The following is a 14874-nucleotide window of genomic DNA, read 5'->3' on the forward strand; positions in this document are numbered from 1 at the left end:
CACCCCGGCCTACAGATCGGCCGTGTCGGTCGCCGTGCCCGGGCGGTGGCGGCGTGCATCGTTCGGTGGGTGCCGAAGTGTCCGGTGCCTAGCGTGGCCGTATGACCGCTCAGTCCACGATGACGACGTTCGCCGGTCTCCACCACCGGCCCGGCGAGCCCTTGCTGTTGCCCAACGCCTGGGACCACGCCTCGGCGGCCGGGCTCGCCGCCCGGGGCTTCCCCGCGATCGGTACGACGAGCCTCGCCGTGGCGGCGGCCGTCGGCCTGCCCGACGGCGAGGGTGCCACTCGGGAGCAGACGCTGAGCCTCGCCCTGACCCTCGGCTCGGAGCCGTATCTGCTCTCGGTCGACGCCGAGGGCGGCTTCAGCCGGGATCCCGGTGAAGTGGCGGAGCTGGCACGGCAGTTGTGGGCACTGGGGGCGGTCGGGATCAACCTGGAGGACGGGCTGGGGCCGAGCGGCCGGCTCGCGGCGAAGATCGTCGCCGTCAAGGCGGCCGTACCCGGCCTGTTCGTCAACGCCCGCACCGACACGTACTGGTCCGGCGACGGTGGCGAGCGGGACACCCTGCGGCGGCTCGACGCCTACCAGCAGGCAGGTGCCGACGGGGTGTTCGTGCCCGGACTGGCCGACCCCGCGCGGATCGCGGCGCTCGTCCGGCGGCTCGACGTCCCCCTCAACATCCTCTACTCGCCCGCCGGACCCACCCTCGCCCAGCTGGCCGGCCTCGGCGTCCGCCGGATCAGCCTCGGCTCGCTGCTGTACCGGCGGGCGCTCGGCGCGGCCCTGGACGCGGTGGCCGACATCGCCGCCGGACGCACCCCGGGCGGCACCACGCCCGGCTACGCCGAGGTCCGCGCACTGGAGCGCAGCGTGTCGGTGAGCAGGTCGGCGAACGCCACCGGGTGATCCACCGTGCCCAGGTGCCCGCCCGGGAACTCCACGAACGCACCGCCCAGCCCCGCGGCGAGCGCCGCCGCCGTCCGGTGCAGCACCTGGCCGCGCGAGTCGACGCCGGCGCCGAGCGTGAGGCCACCCGGGGGAGCGGTGAAGGACGGCAGGTACGACGTGAACGGGCGCAGCACGCACGCCAGGAAGACCCCGAACGCGGTGGCCGACTCGCCCTGCGCGGGCGGGCGTACGGGCCCGTCCAGCTGCCCGATCAGCTCCTCCCGCCGCTCCCGCCCGTCCGGCAGCACCGTCACGCACGGCGCCTCGTGCGCGACCACGTGCGCCAGCCGCCCGGGGTGCCGGGCGAGCAGATCCAGGGCGGCGATCGCACCGGAACTGGTCCCGAGCACATACGCGCTCCCGCCCGCCGGAAGCACCGCCTCCAGCACCCGGTGCGCGCCCTCGCTCCAGTCCGTCACGCGCTGCTCGGGGACCGGCAGGCCGAGCCGGCCGTGGGCGAGGCCGAGCGGGTCGTAGGTCACCACGGTGAAGTGTGCGGACAGCCGCTCGGTCAGCGGTCCCAGGCCCATCGGATGTCCGGCGCCGCCCGGCAGCACCAGCAGCACGGGACCGCTGCCGGTGACGTCGTAGGCGGGGGCACTGGTGGGTGTGGGGCCGGGGGCGGGGGCGTCGGTCATCGGTCGTCTCCGTCGGGTCGGGCCTCGCGGGGCCAGTGGGTGAGGGCCAGGTGCAGGGCGTCGATCGCCTTGTCCCAGGAGGCCTGTACGGCCCGGTCCGCGCCGAAGCCGCCGGCGGACTCCAGGGCGCAGTAGCCGTGGAAGGTGCTGCGCAGCAGGCGTACGGCGTCGGTCAGGTCGGGTTCCCGCAGGCCGTAGGCGCGCAGCATGCCGTAGGTGATCTCGGCGGTGCGGCGCATCTGGGGCGATGCGGCGATCAGGGACTGGTCGATGCGGATCTGGGTGGCCGCGTACCGGCCGGGGTGCTCCATTGCGTAGGCGCGGTAGGCGCCGGCGAAGGCGGTCAGCGCGTCCTTGCCCGCGCGGCCGGCCACGGCCCACGCGATCCGGTCGATCAGCTCACCGCCCGCATACAGCGCGAGCCGGGTGCGCAGGTCCGCAAGGCCTCGGACGTGCGAGTACAGGCTGGCGTCCTTCACGCCGAAGCGGCGGGCCAGCGCGGTCAGGGTGACGTGCTCGAAGCCCGCCTCGTCGGCGAGTTCGGCGGCGGCCGCGACGACACGGTCCGTGGTGAGACCCGCTCGGGCCATGGGAGCCTGCCCTTCTCCATTCCTAGACTCTCTAGGTTTCAGCCTAGGTATACCAGGAATCTGATCCGAGGCGGGCCTCTCGGACGGTTGGGTAGGGTGACCGGGTCTCGGAAGGGGGAGCCGTGGACGGCGAGACGCACGAGGGGAGCCGCAGCAGTGCCGCGGACGGGGGTGCGGCTGCTCGACCACTGTGGCGGCAGCGGGACTTCGCCGTGTTCTGGGGTGCCCAGACGCTCTCCGTCCTCGGCGACTCCTTCGCCCTGATCGCCCTGCCTCTGCTGGTGCTGGAGGCCACCGGATCCGTGGCGCGCATGGGCCTGCTCACCGCCGTCGGCGGGGCCGCCGCCGTCCTCGCCGCCGTCTTCGCCGGCACCGTGGTGGACCGCGTGGACCGGCGCAGGCTCCTCGTCACCTGCGACCTCGTGCGCATGGTCCTGTACGGCCTGATCCCGCTCGTGTGGGCCTTCGGCCCGCGCGTCTGGCTGCTGTACACGGTGCTGCCGCTCTGCGAGGCCGTCGGCATGTTCTTCGCCGTCGGCTATGTCACCGTCGTCCGCGCGCTGGTCGGCACCGGCCGGCTCACCGAGGCCAACGGCCTGCTCAACGCCACGGCGGCGGCCGCCGGCGTGCTCGGGCCGCTGTGCGCGGGGCTCGTGGCCGCCTGGACCGGGCCGGCCGCCGCCGTGGCCGTCGACGCGGCCGGCTTCGCCGCCTCCGCCGCGTGCCTGCGCCGGGTACGGCTGCGCGCCCGGGCCGGTGACGACACCCCCGCCTCCGGCCGCGGCACCGTCCGGCAGGATCTGCGCACCGGGGTCGCCTTCCTCTACCGGCACCCCCTGCTGCGCTCGCTCACCGCCCTGCTGTTCGGCTTCAGTTTCCTCACTCTCGGCCTGAACGACCTGATCATCTACCACCTCAAGCACGACCTCGGGCACGGCGACGGCACGGTCGGCACCGTCATGGCGGCCGGCGCGCTCGGCACCGTCGCCGGGTCCCTGCTCGTCGCCCGCATCCGCCGCGTGCTCGGCTTCGGCACCGCCTGGATCGGCGCGGTCGCGCTCTGCGGGCTGACCTGTGCCGCCCTCGGCCGGGTCGGCAGCGTGCCCGGGGTCGCCGTACTCGCCGCAGGCTTCCTGGCCGGTGTCGGCATCGCGGGCACCTGCTCGATGTCCCTGCGCCAGGAGGTCACCCCCGAGCATCTGCTGGGCCGGGTCACCTCCGCCTACTGGACCCTGCAGTACTCCGCCGCCCCCGTCGGCGCCGCCCTGCTCACCTGGGCCGCCGCACGCTGGGGCACGACACCGGCCGCCCTGACCGCGGGCGTCACCTGCGCCCTGCTCGCCCTCATCGCCCTCGTCACACCGATCCGCAGAGCCTGACGGGCGTCAGATCCTGTCCGTCAGCCGCTCCCCGGGTCGGCGACGGTGGAGAACACGAAGGAGAACTCCGCCGGTTCGACCCGCAGGCGGTACCGGGGCAGCGGGCCCGGGCCGCAGGACTGGGAGCCGATGCCGTGCTGGCCGTGGTCCAGGTTGACCCAGACCGCCGCGGCGGAGCCGCTGCCGGAGGCCGGACCGGGGACGAGGTCGCTCCGATGGGTGGCGGCGTCCAGTTGCTCGGTGGTCCAGCGGCGGGCGGTCAGCCAGAACGCCGGGTCGCCCTCGACGCGCAGGCCGCCCAGCTCCGCCCAGCGGACGTCGCCACGGGCGCCGTTCTCCTGGGGGCGGACGTAGGGCGTCTGCAGCTCGTCCACGGTCGACCGCCAACGGCCGATCGCCGACGCCGCCTTGGTGTCCGGATACGCCTCGCCGGGGCCGCCGCCGAACCACCGCACACCATCGGCCGCGGACAGGGCGAAGCGGATGCCGAGCCGGGGCAGCGGGACCGTCCAGTCACCCTCCGGGACGGTGGACACGGTCAGCCGCAGCCGGTCTCCGTCCGACAGCCAGCGGTACTCGGTCAGCAGCCCCAGCCCCCGGGCGGCCGGCGCCACGCGGGTGCGGACCGTCAGGGTGTGCTCGCCGGTCTCCACCGCGTCCAGTCGGTGCCGCATGCGGTGCAGGCCGAGCTTGCGCCACAGCAGCCCGTAGCGCTGATCGGGCTGCCAGGGGGCGCCGTCGTCGTTGTCGGTGGTCGCCCGCCACACGTCCAGGCGCAGCGCGGAGACGGGCACGTCGCCGACGGCCGTCAGGGCGCCGGTGCGGGCGTCGAAGGTGCCGGGGCCGAGGCTGATCACCCCGTCGCCGGGCACCGGGCGCGCGGTCGCCGCGACCGACGGCACCCGACGCCGCGACACCGGGACCTGGCCCCAGGCGACGACGTGGTCCCCGGGCGCCCACGGGGTGTCCGCCGCGAGGGCCGCCCGGACCGTCCAGCGGGCCTCACCGGTCGGCGCCCCGGCCGGCGGCGCGGGCAGCTTGACCTCGGCGGACTCGCCGGGCGCCAGCGCCGGCACCGGCAGGTCGCCGGAATCCACCGGCTCCCCGTCGACCTCGTACGCCCACGAGAACGCCAGCGCCGACAGGCCGGCGAAGTCCTGCTTGTTGGTGATGCGGACGGTGCTCTCGCCGCAGTCACCGGCGATGCCGACCGGTTCGATCACCTTCTTGTACTCGACCAGGCCGGGGGAGGGCCGGCGGTCCGGGAACAGCAGTCCGTCGCAGACGAAGTTGCCGTCGTGCAGTTCCTCGCCGAAGTCACCGCCGTAGGCGAAGCCCAGCTCCGGATGGGCGATGCCGTGGTCGATCCACTCCCAGACGAAGGCGCCCTGCAGCCGGTCGTACGTCTCGAACAGCCGCTGGTAGTCGGCGAGTCCGCCGGGGCCGTTGCCCATGGCGTGGGCGTACTCGCAGAGGATGAAGGGGAGCCGACGGCGCTTGAGGCCGCCGCCGTCCAGGGCGCGGCCGATCCGCTCGACCTCGGCGTGGTCGGCGTACATCCGCGAGTACATGTCGGTGTCACGGCAGGTGGGGTCGCCCTCGTAGTGGAGGAGGCGGGAGGAGTCCCGGCCCTTGATCCACTCGGCCATCGCGGTCAGCCCCCGGCCGGTGCCGGCCTCGTTGCCCAGGGACCAGACCACGACCGACGGGTGGTTCTTGTCCCGCTCGACCATGCGGGACGCCCGGTCCAGCAGGGCCGGGGTCCAGCGGTCGTCGTCGACGGGGTTGTCCCGCCAGCCCTGCTCGGTGAAACCGTGGGTCTCCAGGTCGCACTCGTCGATGACCCACAGGCCGTACTCGTCGCACAGGTCGAGGAAGGCCGGGTGCGGCGGGTAGTGGGAGGTGCGGACGGCGTTGATGTTGTGCCGTTTCATCAGCAGCACGTCCTCGCGCATGGTCGCGAGGTCCAGCGCGCGCCCCTTCTCCGGATGCCATTCGTGCCGGTTGACGCCCTTGAACAGCACGGGCGTGCCGTTCACCTCGATCAGCCCGTCCGACAGCTCCACGGTGCGGAAACCGATGCGCAGCGGCACCCGTTCGCCCGCGGTGGCGAGCGTGCCCTCGTACAGCCTCGGCGTCTCCGCCGACCACGGCTCGACCGGCACGGTCGCGCTCTCGCCGGTGGCGATGTCGATGCCCAGCTCGGACACGGTGATCCGGCCGTCCACGTCGGAGTCGACGCGCAGGGTGCCGGTGCCGGCGCGATGGTCGTAGGAGGCGTGCACGAAGAAGTCGAGGGCGGCCCCCGCCGGGCGGTGCAGCAGGGTGACGTCACGGAAGATGCCCGGCAGCCACCACTGGTCCTGGTCCTCCAGATAGGAACCGGCCGACCACTGGTGCACCCGGACCGCCAGCACGTTGCCGGCCGGCTTCAGGAGAGGGCCGACCGCGAACTCGTGCGGCAGCCGGGAGCCCTTGAACGTGCCGAGGTCCGCGCCGTTCAGCCATACCCGGGCGCAGGACTCCACCCCGTCGAAGCGGAGCACCGCACCGCCCTCGGCGAGGTCCGGCCAGTCCTCGGGCAGATCGAAGACGCGCAGATGGTCGCCGGTCGGGTTCTCGGTCGGCACCCGCGGCGGGTCGACCGGGAAGGGGTAGAGGTGGTTGGTGTAGATCGGGGAGCCGTGCCCCTGCAGGACCCAGTGGCCGGGGACCGGGAGCTGGGCCCAGTCAGCGGCGTCGTAGCCCTGGGCGGCGAAGGAGTCGTCCTCGGCGTCGGCCGTCGGCGACGGCCGGAACCGCCAGATTCCGTTCAGGGACAGGGACGGGGCGTCCGAGGACGCGTACCAGGCCCGTGGTGGCAGTGCCCCGGAGCCCGGCGAGACGTCCTCGACGTACTCGGTGACGGTGTGGGTGCGGAAGGACATCGGTCTCCTAGCTCAGCCTTTGATACCGGCGGATCCGGAACGATCCAGGACGTATGTCGTGATCGAGCGGGCGGCAAGGGTGGTGGACACGGTGCCGTCGCTGACGGCCGGTTCCGCGACCTTCGCCCAGTCCTCGTCGGCCGAGGTCCGCACCGCCTGTGTGGCCCGCACCGGCGCCTCGCCGTCGAAGTGCAGGTCCAGCGCCGTGTCGGTGGTGTTGTGGTTGTTCACCACGATCACCCACTGCCCGCCGCGCTGGTACGACGACACCTCCACGCCCTGCGGCGCACCGGTCACGTCGTGCGCGACGGAGCCCGGCCGGACGAACCTGCTGTACTGGCCCAGCGCGTAGTACCGCTTGGTGAAGTACAGCTTCTGGTCGCCGTTCGTCGCGTAGTCGGGGTCGTAGTAGATCAGGCCGTCGTTCCAGCCCTGGTCGTTCCTGGTGGTCGGGTCGTCGCCGTATCCGTCGGCGAGCGCCACCCACCACTGGAACGCCGAGTCGTGCGAGACGGCGAGGTCCTTGTAGACGATCCGCGACATCAGCAGGGCGTTGTCGATGGTCGGGTCGTACTCCTGGTTCCAGCCCGTGGAGCCCTTGCCGAAGCAGCAGATCTCGGTGGCCCAGGACGCCTTGCCGACCGACTCCGCCGTCTCGTGCACCTTGCCGAGCTGGATGTCGTCGGGGTCGTCGTACGTGTGGTGGGCCAGCTTGGAGACGTAGCGCGCGGTGCCGGGCTGGTCGATCCACCGGGGCACTTCGCTGGTGAACTGCGTGGTCCTGCTGGACTCGTCGGCGATGACCGACGTCTTCTGGTGCCGGGCCCGCTGCTCGGCACCCAGCGCGCGCACGATGTCGTCGCGCTGGTCGACCGGTACCGGCATGCCCTCCTGGCCGCAGTCGGCGAAGCTGTTGTCCGGCTCGTTGAAGGGGCTGATGTAGTCGAGCCGTACGCCCTGGCGCGCGAAGTGATCGGTCACGTCGGCCAGGTAGGCCGCGAAGTCCTTCTCGTGCTCCGCCTTCAACTGGCCCCCGCAGCTCTTGCCGTTGGTGGTCCACCGGGCCGGTGCGCTGTTGACGAAGCCGATCAGGTCCCGCACGCCGTACCGCGCCGCGTAGCGCAGGAAGGTCCGGCCGCCGTCGTCCTTGCTCCAGTCGTAGGAGCCGTCGGCCCGGGCGAAGTCCTCGGCGGCGCGGGCCGGGGTGGTGACCCCGACACCCCCGCCGCCGATGTTGTAGCGGTACGCGCTGAGGTCCAGCCCCTGCCGGGAGAAGAGGAGCCGGGCGACCCGGGCCTGGACCTTCGGGTCGAAGTGCTGGAGGTCATTGACCCACCAGGCGCCGGACGCGCCGATGTCGTCGATGGTCTGGGCGGCGTGCGGGGAGACCTCGGCGGCGGGCGGGGCGGCGCCCGCGCTCGCGGGCGGGGAGACGAGGAGGGCTCCGGTGACGGCCAGTGCGGCGGCGGCCGCCGGCAGCGGGAATCTCTTGCGGGGGTGAGAGCGGGGGTGAGACACGTGCATCCCTTCCGTCGTCATGAAGGCGGTGCGGTACGGCTCCTTGCGGGGGCGGTGATGCGCTTGGCGGTGCCGGCCTGCCGCTGCCCGACGGACTGCAGCACCCCTTCCAGGGCGAACGTGGCCGCGCCGAGGCACACCGGGTCGGTGGGGATCGGGGAGAGGACGATCTCGGTGGCGGCCAGCGGGCGGCGCAGCGCGTGCCGGGCGACGGCGCGGCGGACCTCGTCGAGCAGCGGCTCACCGAGCCGTGCCGCGACCCAGCTGCTGAGCACGACCACTTCGGGGTTGAGCAGATTGATCAGGTCGGAGATCCCGGCGCCCAGGTAGCGCGCGGTGTCCTGGACCACCTTGAGGGCGACCGGGTCGCCCGTGTGCACCGCGCGGGCCAGCGCGTCGACGGTGGCCGTCTGGTCTTCGGGGTGCAACAGGGCGCTGCGCGGGCTCAGTTCGCGCAGGTTCTGCATGATGCCCGGCGCGCCGACGTACGTCTCGACGCAGCCGTGGTTGCCGCAGTGGCACAGCCGCCCGTCCAGCACCAGCGTGGTGTGGCCCCACTCGCCGGCGCTGTTGCTCACGCCCCGGTGCAGGCCCCCGCCGAGAGCGAGACCGGCGCCGACGCCCGTGCCCAGGTTGACCACGACCGCGTCCCCGCGTCCCCGCGCCGCCCCGAACCACAGCTCGGCCACCGCGCCCGCGCGCAGCGGATTGTCCAGGTACAGCGGATGCGCGATGTGTTCGGCGAGCAGTTCGAGCAGCGGTACCTCGTGCCAGTCCAAGTTGGGCGCGTACTCGGCGACGCCGGTGTCCCGGTCCACCTGGCCCGGCACGCTCACCCCGACGCCCAGCACCCGGGCCGCCTCGACGCCGGCCTGAGCCACCACCGCGCCGACGGCGGCGGCGACGTGGCCGACCACCTGCTCCGGGCGGCTCTCGCCGGGCCACATCTCCTCGTCGGCGCGGGCCAGCACGTTCAGCGCCAGGTCGAACAGCTCGACATGGACGTAGGTCTCCGCGATGTCGACGCCGATCAGCGCGCCCCCCGAGGCGTTGACGGCCACCAGGCCCCGGGGCCGGCCGCCGGCCGAGTCCTCGAACCCGACCTCGGTGATCATGCGCAGCTCCAGCAGCTCGCCGACCAGCGTCGCCACCGTCGCGAGGCTCAGCCCCGTGGCGGCGGCAAGCTCCTGCCGGGAGGTGGGGGACTCGGCGATGATCTGCCGCAGCACCTCGTAGCGGTTCGCGGTGCGGATGTCACGTGATGTGCGCTTCACCGGGGCCGGTCCCTCCCGTTGCGTCCAGGCCGGAATGACATCGGGCACCGGCGCGGGCGCCAGGCTATGGGCTGGGCGAGCCTTTCGACAAGGGGTTAGGAAAGGGGCTGTGGAAAGTCCGTGCCGACCGGGGCGGCGGCCGTCAGTCGGCCAGCAGGTCCCGGACGAAGGCGTTGGTGAACTTGCCGCCCGGATCCAGGGAGCCGACCAGCTCCCGGAAGTCGGCGAGGCGCGCGTACCGTCCACGGACGACCGCCGGCGGCATCGCGTACACCTTCCCCCAGTGCGGACGCGGATCGAACGGAGCCAGTGCCTCCTCCAGCCGGCGCACCACCGGCAGGACGGCCGCCTCGTCCGGCACCCAGGTGAAGTGCAGCGCCACCGAGTCCCGCGCGTGGGCCGGGCTGAGCCACTGCGGGTCGGCGGCGACCGTACGCACCTCACAGGTCTGCAGGACCCCGGCGACCGCCGACCGGATGCCGTCGACCGCACGCAGCGCATCGACGGCCGCCGGTCGCGGCAGCAGGTACTCCGACTGGATCTCCGCCCCGCTGCTCGGCGTGAACTCCGCCCGGAAGTGCGGCAGTCGCTCGTGCCACGGTCCCGGCACGCCCAGCTGCTCGGTGCAGTGGGTCGCCGGCATCCCCGGCACCGGGTGCACCGGCACCCGGGCGGGCGCCGCCCACGGGAAGCGGACCGCCGGCCCGTCGGTGCGCCGCTTGACCCACACATGCCTCAGGACCGGCTCCCGCCAGTCGGTGAACAGGCTCACGCTGTACCCGGCGGCCGACACGGCGGTGAAGTCCAGCCCGTCCAGCGGGAGTTCGGTGAACACGTGCTGCTCCACCTCGTACGCCGGCTCCAGGTCGAGCGTGAGCGCGGTGACGACGCCGAGCGCGCCGAGCGAGGTCACGGCGCCGTCGAACCGCGCCTCGCCCCGGCCGATCCGCACCGTCGAGCCGTCCGCGAGGAGCAGCTCCAGCTCCCGGACGGCCGAGGCCAGCGGTCCGTTGCCGACGCCCGAGCCATGGGTGCCGGTCGCCACCGAACCGGCCACCGAGATGTGCGGCAGGGACGCCATGTTGGGCAGGGCGAGCCCCCGCGCGTGGACCCCGCGGGCCAGTTCGGCGTAGCGCACCCCGCCGGACACCCGGACCGTGCGCGCGGCCGTGTCGACCTCGATCACCGGCGGCAGCCCGGCGGTGGAGACCAGCACCCCCTGCGGGCCCGGGTCGGCGATCCGGCTGAAGGAGTGCCCGCTGCCCAGGACCCGCACCCGCGCACTGCCCGCCACCACCGCCGCGAGCGCGTCGAGCGTCGCCGGACGGTGGAACGCGCGCGCGGTGTACGTGAGGGTGCGCGCCCAGTTGGTGACCGCCCCGGCGGTCCCGGCCGTCCCTGTCATCCGTGCGTCCCTCCCGGAGAGTCCGTCTGCTTCGACCTTCTCATCCGTCACGCCGCACCAGCGAGGCCGTGTGCGGATTTCGTTGTTTCGATGACTTGGATCGACGTATTCGAAAACTCTCTAGCATCACCGCTGCGATATCGGTACCTTTCGGTGCATGACTCAGGAACCGCTTCCCGCCGAGCTGCCCGTCACCGACCGCACCCGTCACCGCCGGCTGCGCGAGCAGGGCAGCCTGGAGCGGGCGGCGCTGGAGGCGATTCTCGACGCCTCCTTCGTCTGCCATCTCGGCGTGCTGGTCGACGGGCGGCCCCTCGTCGTGCCGACGGTGTACGGGCGGGACGAGCGCCGGCTGTATCTGCACGGCTCCGTGGCCAGCCGCAGCCTCGCCGGCGACACCCCGGTGTGCGTGACCGTCACCCACGTGGACGGGCTGGTGCTCGCCCGGTCCGTCTTCGAGCACGGCGTCAACTACCGCAGCGCCATGATCCACGGCACCGCCCGCAAGGTCACCGACCCCGAGGAGAAGCTGGCGGGCCTGCGCCTGCTCACCGAGCACTCCGCGCCCGGCCAGTGGTCGTACGCCCGCCGCCCCAGCCGCAAGGAACTGGCCGCCACCACCCTCCTCGCCCTCTCTCTGGAGGAGGCCTCCGTCAAGATCCGCACCGGCGCCCCGGAGGACGGCGACGGGCCCGACGCGGCCCTCGGCCTGTGGGCCGGCGTTCTGCCGTTGACCACGGCCTGGGGCGCCCCGCAGCCCGACCCGGCGCTGCCCGCCGGGATCGCCGTACCGGAACACCTCGCCCGCCGGGCGGGGACCCGGCACGGCTGAGCCGCGGGCGGGGGCATACGGTGTGAGCCGTACGCCTGAGCCGGGAGGAGACATACGGATGGGCAGTCGTACCGCGCTGGTCGAGGATCTGATGGAGCGTTTCCCGCAGGTGCCACGGGAGGCGGTCTTCAAGGAGGACCTGCTTCGCGGCGGCGTCGCCTTCGACCCGTCCGCCCTCAGCGACAACGAGAACGGCGAGGTGAAGCCGAAGTCGTACTTCATCTTCTCCTTCGACCACGGCACCCTGCCCGAGCTGGGCGAGGCGGCGCTCAGGCGCCCGCCGGAGGAGATCATCCTCACCGGGGGGCCGTACGGCCTGCGCCGCACCGTCGTCTCCGTACGGGTGAATCCGGCCTCGCCGTACCGCGTGGCCGCCGACGACGAGGGGCTGCTCGGGCTCTACCTCGACGGGAAGCGCATCGCCGACGTCGGCGTGCCGCCCATGCCCGAGTACTACCGGCACACCCTCTCCAACGGGAAGTCCGTGATGGAGGTCGCCCCGACCATCCAGTGGGGCTATCTGATCTACCTCACCGTCTTCCGGGTCTGCCAGTACTTCGGCGCCAAGGAGGAGTGCCAGTACTGCGACATCAACCACAACTGGCGCCAGCACAAGGCGGCCGGGCGGCCCTACACCGGGGTGAAGGACGTCGAGGAGGTGCTGGAGGCCCTCGAGATCATCGACCGGTACGACACCCAGAAGGCCTCCACGGCGTACACGCTGACCGGCGGCGCGATCACCAAGACCGTCGCCGGGCGCGACGAGGCCGACTTCTACGGCCACTATGCCAAGGCCATCGAGGAACGCTTCCCGGGCCGCTGGATCGGCAAGGTCGTCGCCCAGGCGCTGCCGCGTGACGACGTGCAGCGGTTCAAGGACTACGGAGTGCAGATCTACCACCCCAACTTCGAGGTGTGGGACCGCCGGCTGTTCGAGCTGTACTGCCCCGGCAAGGAGCGCTACGTCGGCCGTGACGAGTGGCACAAGCGCATCCTCGACTCCGCGGAGATCTTCGGCGCGCGCAATGTGATCCCCAACTTCGTGGCGGGCGTGGAGATGGCGGAGCCGTTCGGCTTCGCGACGGTCGACGAGGCCATCGCCTCCACCACCGAGGGCCTGCGCTTCTTCATGTCGCACGGCATCACCCCCCGGTTCACCACCTGGTGCCCGGAGCCCACCACGCCGCTCGGCAAGGCCAACCCGCAGGGCGCGCCGCTGGAGTACCACATCCGGCTGCTCCAGGCCTACCGCCAGACCATGGACGACTTCGGGCTCTCCTCCCCGCCCGGTTACGGCCCGCCCGGGCCCGGCCGCGCGGTCTTCTCCGTCAGCTCCTTCATGGACAGCCTGCCCGCCGGTGAACCGGCGGCGGACACCGCAGCGGCGGCGGCCGAGGTGTGATCCCACGCACCGGGCCGGCCCGGCGGTGAGACGGACGGCGTCCGCGTCCGTACGGAAGGCCGAAGGAGCGGGATCGTCGCGTCACGCATCCGCCTCGCCACCAACGGTAACCGGATGTGAGCAGGGCGCTTGTCAGTTGTGTCGAGGACGTGAAAGGCTCGGTGCCCTGCCGCGAGGTTCCCTGTAACTCCCTTCCCTCTGTGGTGAGTTGACCTCGCTCGTGGATGCAGGAGTCCCATGCCCGACCTGCCGACCCCCAAGGACGCCACCGAGACCGCGCTGTTCTCGGAAGGCTGGGACGCGGTGCTCAGCTACGCGGACCTGTGCACCTCCGGGTCCCTGACGGCCCATCAACTGGCGACCGAGGCCTTCACGCTCGGCATGCGCGAGGTCCGCGCCGCCGCACGCACCCATGTGCGCGGCGCGGGCCGCCGCACCCCGCGGCTGCCCACGATCCCGGCGCTGCTCACCGCCGTACGCGACACCGCCGCCGCCTGGGAGGCCGACGGGCGGGGGCACACGCTCGACCCCGACCTGCGACTGTGGCTCAACTCCGGCAACTCCGCCCGCTACACGGGCCGGCCCCTGGAGCGTCCGGTCGCGCTGCGCGGCCTCAGGGACCTGCAGGAGGCCGATGCCGCACTGCTGTGGCTGACCGAGGTGGAGGCGCTGCCCCTGCCCGCCGTCGCCCGCCGGCTCGGCCTGGACCCGGCCGTCGCCGCCGACGAACTCGCCCAGGTGCGCACCCTGTTCCGGGACCGCTGCCACCGCGCCCATCTCGACAGCCCGCTGGACGGGCCGTGCCGCTCCTACGCCCGGCTGCTGGACGCGGTCACCCGCTCGCCCGCCACCGACACCCCCGACGACCTCTCCCAGCACCTCGCGACCTGCGTACCGTGCGCCGAGGCCGCCGCCTGTCTGCGCCTGCACGGCGGCGGGCTGCCCGCCGCGCTGGCCGGCGGGGTGATCGGCTGGGGCGGCCTCGCCTACCTGGAACGCCGGCGCCGCGCCGCCGAGGTCCGCCTCGGCGCGGGCCGCCCCGCCCGCACCGCCCCCGGCCCCGGCGAACCGGAGGAGGGCACCGGCCGAAGCCGCGTGCTGCGCGGCGGGCTGCTCGGCGCCGCCGTGCTGCTGTCGGTGCTGGCGCTCGGCGTGTCGATGATGCCGTTCGGCGGCTCCGGCCAGGACACGGCGGCCGTCCGCGACGACACCGCCGTTCGCGACGACACCGCCGTCCGCGACGTCGGCCGGCCCGCCGCCGACCCGGGCGCCCCCCGCACCACCACTCGACCCGCCTCGCCGACGGCACCCGCCGCCACCCCCTCCGCGGCCCGTACGACGGCCGGCTCCGGCCGCAGGAACACCGACCCCGAGCCGCAGGGCACCTCCTCGGCCACGCCCGAGCCGGGCCCCGGCCGCACCACCGCCTCGCCCGCCGCGACCTGCCGGGCCGCCTACGACCTCGTCGACGAGTGGCCCGACGGCTTCCAGGCCACCGTCACCGTCACCACCGACCGGCCGCTCACCGACTGGAAGGTGTCCTGGTCCTTCCGCGACGGCCAGCGGGTCGGCCAGATGTGGGACGCCACCGTCCATCAGGACGGCCCCGACGTCACCGCCACCGCCACCGACTACGACAAGGCCGTCGCCGCGCACGGCACCCTGACCTTCGGCTTCATCGGCACCCGGCAGGGCCGCAACCGGGCACCGCACGACTTCACGCTCGACGGGGCGTCCTGCGCGGCCGACTGAGCGCGCCGTACCGAAGACACACCGTACGGAAAACGCTTTGACGCACGGCCCCGCCGGCGGGCTACAGTTGGCGGGCACGCCGAGGTGGTGTGCGCGGATCACGCGCGAGTCGAGGAGGTGTCGACCGATGGCTGTCACTGTGCTGGGCGCTGCCCTCATCCAGGAACTCCTCAAGTCCACCTCCGTGGCCACCGGCTGAACCGA

At 73.2% G+C, this 14874-nt stretch carries 11 protein-coding genes; 5 read left to right on the plus strand and 6 right to left on the minus strand.

Features of this window, described 5'->3' with window-relative positions; translation table 11 throughout:
- Window positions 1–101: 101 nt before the first annotated feature.
- Window positions 102–911, plus strand: a complete 810-nt coding sequence (locus AQI95_RS18995) for an isocitrate lyase/PEP mutase family protein (RefSeq protein WP_067124505.1) — start codon at window positions 102–104, stop codon at window positions 909–911.
- On the opposite strand, the gene AQI95_RS19000 is transcribed toward AQI95_RS18995, so the two are convergent.
- Together AQI95_RS19000 and AQI95_RS19005 are read right to left on the minus strand one after the other, a co-directional pair.
- Window positions 845–1591 carry an alpha/beta fold hydrolase gene (locus tag AQI95_RS19000; RefSeq protein WP_067124507.1) on the minus strand — a complete coding sequence of 249 codons (747 nt, stop codon included), beginning with the start codon at window positions 1589–1591 and terminating at the stop codon, window positions 845–847. The genes AQI95_RS18995 and AQI95_RS19000 overlap by 67 nt on opposite strands.
- Window positions 1588–2181, minus strand: coding sequence for a TetR/AcrR family transcriptional regulator (locus tag AQI95_RS19005; protein WP_067124509.1), 594 nt, complete (start codon window positions 2179–2181; stop codon window positions 1588–1590). Before AQI95_RS19005 ends, AQI95_RS19000 begins: the two co-directional genes overlap by 4 nt.
- 122 nt (window positions 2182–2303) lie before the next feature.
- Here AQI95_RS19005 and AQI95_RS19010 point away from each other — a divergent pair, with 122 nt between their 5' ends.
- Window positions 2304–3560, plus strand: a complete 1257-nt coding sequence (locus AQI95_RS19010) for an MFS transporter (protein ID WP_067124511.1) — start codon at window positions 2304–2306, stop codon at window positions 3558–3560.
- 20 nt (window positions 3561–3580) lie between these two features.
- Here the strand turns inward: AQI95_RS19010 and AQI95_RS19015 are convergent, their stop codons facing one another.
- The 4 genes from AQI95_RS19015 to AQI95_RS19030 all read right to left on the minus strand — a co-directional run bounded on the left by AQI95_RS19015 (window position 3581) and on the right by AQI95_RS19030 (window position 10684).
- Window positions 3581–6487, minus strand: coding sequence for a glycoside hydrolase family 2 TIM barrel-domain containing protein (locus tag AQI95_RS19015; RefSeq protein WP_067124513.1), 2907 nt, complete (start codon window positions 6485–6487; stop codon window positions 3581–3583).
- Window positions 6488–6499: 12 nt separating this feature from the next.
- Window positions 6500–8011 (minus strand): glycoside hydrolase, encoded by a 1512-nt coding sequence (locus AQI95_RS19020; RefSeq protein WP_079071355.1) that lies wholly within the window; start codon window positions 8009–8011, stop codon window positions 6500–6502.
- Window positions 8012–8022: 11 nt separating this feature from the next.
- Entirely contained in the window at window positions 8023–9279 is a 1257-nt protein-coding gene (locus AQI95_RS19025) for an ROK family transcriptional regulator (protein ID WP_067124515.1), read from the minus strand.
- A gap of 142 nt (window positions 9280–9421) precedes the next feature.
- Window positions 9422–10684, minus strand: coding sequence for an FAD-binding protein (locus AQI95_RS19030; RefSeq protein ID WP_067124517.1), 1263 nt, complete (start codon window positions 10682–10684; stop codon window positions 9422–9424).
- 157 nt (window positions 10685–10841) lie between these two features.
- Between AQI95_RS19030 and AQI95_RS19035 the strand changes: the two genes are divergently transcribed.
- The 3 genes from AQI95_RS19035 to AQI95_RS19045 all read left to right on the plus strand — a co-directional run bounded on the left by AQI95_RS19035 (window position 10842) and on the right by AQI95_RS19045 (window position 14670).
- Complete coding sequence (locus tag AQI95_RS19035) at window positions 10842–11516, plus strand: pyridoxamine 5'-phosphate oxidase family protein (RefSeq protein ID WP_067124519.1); 675 nt, start codon at window positions 10842–10844, stop codon at window positions 11514–11516.
- A 58-nt stretch (window positions 11517–11574) separates the two neighbouring features.
- Window positions 11575–12918: a radical SAM protein gene (locus tag AQI95_RS19040; RefSeq protein WP_067124521.1), complete on the plus strand. Its 1344-nt coding sequence runs from the start codon at window positions 11575–11577 to the stop codon at window positions 12916–12918.
- Between the two features lie 237 nt (window positions 12919–13155).
- Window positions 13156–14670, plus strand: coding sequence for a cellulose-binding domain-containing protein (locus tag AQI95_RS19045; protein ID WP_067124523.1), 1515 nt, complete (start codon window positions 13156–13158; stop codon window positions 14668–14670).
- Window positions 14671–14874 lie beyond the last annotated feature (204 nt).

The organism is Streptomyces yokosukanensis (assembly GCF_001514035.1).
In the GTDB taxonomy this organism is placed as follows: Bacteria; Actinomycetota; Actinomycetes; order Streptomycetales; family Streptomycetaceae; genus Streptomyces; species Streptomyces yokosukanensis.

What these genes read in the sequence shown, in the direction of transcription:
- AQI95_RS19000 (WP_067124507.1), bottom strand. Translation starts at nt 1,591, where the DNA reads ATGACCGACGCCCCCGCCCCCGGCCCCACACCCACCAGTGCCCCCGCC.
- AQI95_RS19035 (WP_067124519.1), top strand. Translation starts at nt 10,842, where the DNA reads ATGACTCAGGAACCGCTTCCCGCCGAGCTGCCCGTCACCGACCGCACC.
- AQI95_RS19040 (WP_067124521.1), top strand. Translation starts at nt 11,575, where the DNA reads ATGGGCAGTCGTACCGCGCTGGTCGAGGATCTGATGGAGCGTTTCCCG.
- AQI95_RS19005 (WP_067124509.1), bottom strand. Translation starts at nt 2,181, where the DNA reads ATGGCCCGAGCGGGTCTCACCACGGACCGTGTCGTCGCGGCCGCCGCC.
- AQI95_RS19030 (WP_067124517.1), bottom strand. Translation starts at nt 10,684, where the DNA reads ATGACAGGGACGGCCGGGACCGCCGGGGCGGTCACCAACTGGGCGCGC.
- AQI95_RS19015 (WP_067124513.1), bottom strand. Translation starts at nt 6,487, where the DNA reads ATGTCCTTCCGCACCCACACCGTCACCGAGTACGTCGAGGACGTCTCG.
- AQI95_RS19045 (WP_067124523.1), top strand. Translation starts at nt 13,156, where the DNA reads ATGCCCGACCTGCCGACCCCCAAGGACGCCACCGAGACCGCGCTGTTC.
- AQI95_RS19020 (WP_079071355.1), bottom strand. Translation starts at nt 8,011, where the DNA reads ATGCACGTGTCTCACCCCCGCTCTCACCCCCGCAAGAGATTCCCGCTG.
- AQI95_RS18995 (WP_067124505.1), top strand. Translation starts at nt 102, where the DNA reads ATGACCGCTCAGTCCACGATGACGACGTTCGCCGGTCTCCACCACCGG.